General features: G+C 57.1%; 1 protein-coding gene. It reads right to left on the bottom strand.

Annotated features, from left to right (window positions below):
• Positions 1–2,326, bottom strand: a 2,326-nt coding sequence (locus tag AC2VLY_RS03575) for an efflux RND transporter permease subunit (RefSeq protein ID WP_486921779.1), incomplete at both ends; no start/stop codon positions are given.

Consider the following 2,326-nt stretch of genomic DNA (forward strand, 5'->3'; position numbering starts at 1 on the left):
GGAATTTCAGCCAGCAATCCGGAAATAATGGCGATGGCCAAAGGTGCCTGCATTTGTGCCCCGGCACCCATCCCCAAGGCCAGCGGCATGAGGGCCAAAATGGCGATAATGGCCGTCATCAGCACCGGCCGTAGCCGCGCCTTACCAGCCCGAACCAGTTCATGGGACTCCGCAGACTGCGCTTCCGCAAAAAAGAAAATCGCCGTTTCCGTGACAATGCCAACAATCATGGTCATCCCGATCATGGCGGTAATATTACGCTCAGTGCCGGTCAGCCACAGACCAACAAACACACTGCCCAAAGCCAGAAGCGCCGTAGCGAGAATACTCAGGACCACGGTAAAACGCTCGTAGAGAAACAGCAGCAATACCGTCACCAGCAGAATGGCCGCCAGCAGCACCAGCGCCAGTTCGCGCATGGACTGTTGTTGTTCGCGATACAATCCGCCATATTGCAGGTAGACCCCTCGGGGTAACTGCAGGTGGGCCAGACGGACCTTCACCTCGCCCATCACCGTACTCATCGCCCGCCCCTCAATGCGGGCTGTCACTGCCACCATGGGTTTGAGGTTTTCGGAGTTCAGTTCCGCCTGCCCGGACTGCATACGAATTTCGGCCACCTGCCCCAGGGTCAGATAATGCCCATCGGGGGCAATTATGGGGAGTTGTCGCAGGCGATGGATTTCACTCCAGAGTGCATGGGGAGCGCGGACGCGGACCCCGATCATTTCCTGGCCTTGGGGTATTCGACTGACCACACGGCCCTCCATCAAGGTTTGCAACTGGCTGCTGACCTGACCGGGAGTCATTCCCGCCAGGGCCGCCTTCACCGGATCCACATGAATATCAACGGCGTCACCGGCAATGACAATCCCATCAAAAACCTCGACAACACCCGGCACCTGCCGGATTTGTCCAGCCACTTGCCGGGCCAGTTTTTGCAGCGTGTGGGGATCCGCACCGAAGAGCTTGATTTCGACAGGCTGAGGGACGGCGGTTAAATCTCCGATAAGATCTTCCATCAGTTGCCCCGTTTGCACCCGCAACCCCGGAACCTGATTATGAACCTGCGCACGAACACCCTGCATCACCTGCCAGATGGTGTGCTGTCGCTGCGCCTTGAGGCGGATGAAAAAGTCTCCGGTGTTCGCTTCGGTGATGCCTCCGCCCAACTGCAGACCCGTGCGCCGTGAATAACTGGCCACATCCCGATTCTGGGCGAGAATCTGCTGTACCTGATCCAGCAGTCGATCCGTTTCCGCCAGAGAAGTACCGGGAGCAGCGGTATAATCCAGCACGAAGCCCCCCTCGTCCATCGCGGGCATGAAACCACTGCCCACCTGGGTGTAGGACCATCCTCCCAACAGCAGAAAGGCCAGCACAATCAAAGATAAAAACAATGGTCGCCGCAACAGTTTTTCCAGATAGTGCCCATACATGCGGCTGAACCAGGCCAAAAAACGGCCCTGATGTTCGGCCTGCTCGGCATCCCGGGGTCTCAGGAGCAGATCGGCGAGGAGGGGCACCGCCAGATAAGCCACCAGAAAGGACACCAGCAGGGCCGCTGCAATGGAAATGGCCAATGCCTGAAAAAAAGCACCGGTAACCCCGGATAAAAAGGCCAGCGGTATAAAAATGATGATGGTTGCTGCCGATGAGCCCGCCAGGGGTTTACTCATTTCCAGGGCAGAATGCAGCACGGACACCGGCTTACCTTCACCGGGGTTCTCGGTAATGCGGCGCATGATGTGTTCGAGCATGACCACGGCATCATCTACCACCAGGCCCACAGCTGCCGCCATGCCCCCCAGCGTCATGATGTTAAAGCTCTGGTGCAACACATAAAGGATCAGCACGCTGGCAAGGAGCACACTGGGCAGCACAATGGCCACAATGAAGGTCAGCCGCAAGTTCCGCAAAAAAACCAGCAATACCAGAGCCGCCAAAGCTGCGCCGATAAAAATGGCATCCCGCACACTGGATGCAGCGGCGGTAATCAACTGACTCTGATCGTACCAGGTACTCAGCTTTATCCCTGCCGGAATGCTCTTGGCATCCTTGCGCAGCAGAGTCCGGATATCCTGATCAATGGCCACCGTATTGGCACCCATCTGTTGCTTGATATTGACCAGCACAGCGTTTTTGCCATTGGCCGTTACTGTGGTCCACTGGGGTGCGGTTCCTACCCGGACCTCGGCAACATCGGCCAGGTCCACGACCCCGGCCGTACCGGTCTTCAGCACGATATGACGGATATCCTGCACATTTTTCAGGGGGCTTTCACTCAGAATCTGATAGAGGCGGTAATGTCGTTGCAAACGACCCA

The sequence above is a fragment of the Acidithiobacillus sp. TH-A36 genome, from assembly GCF_057473445.1.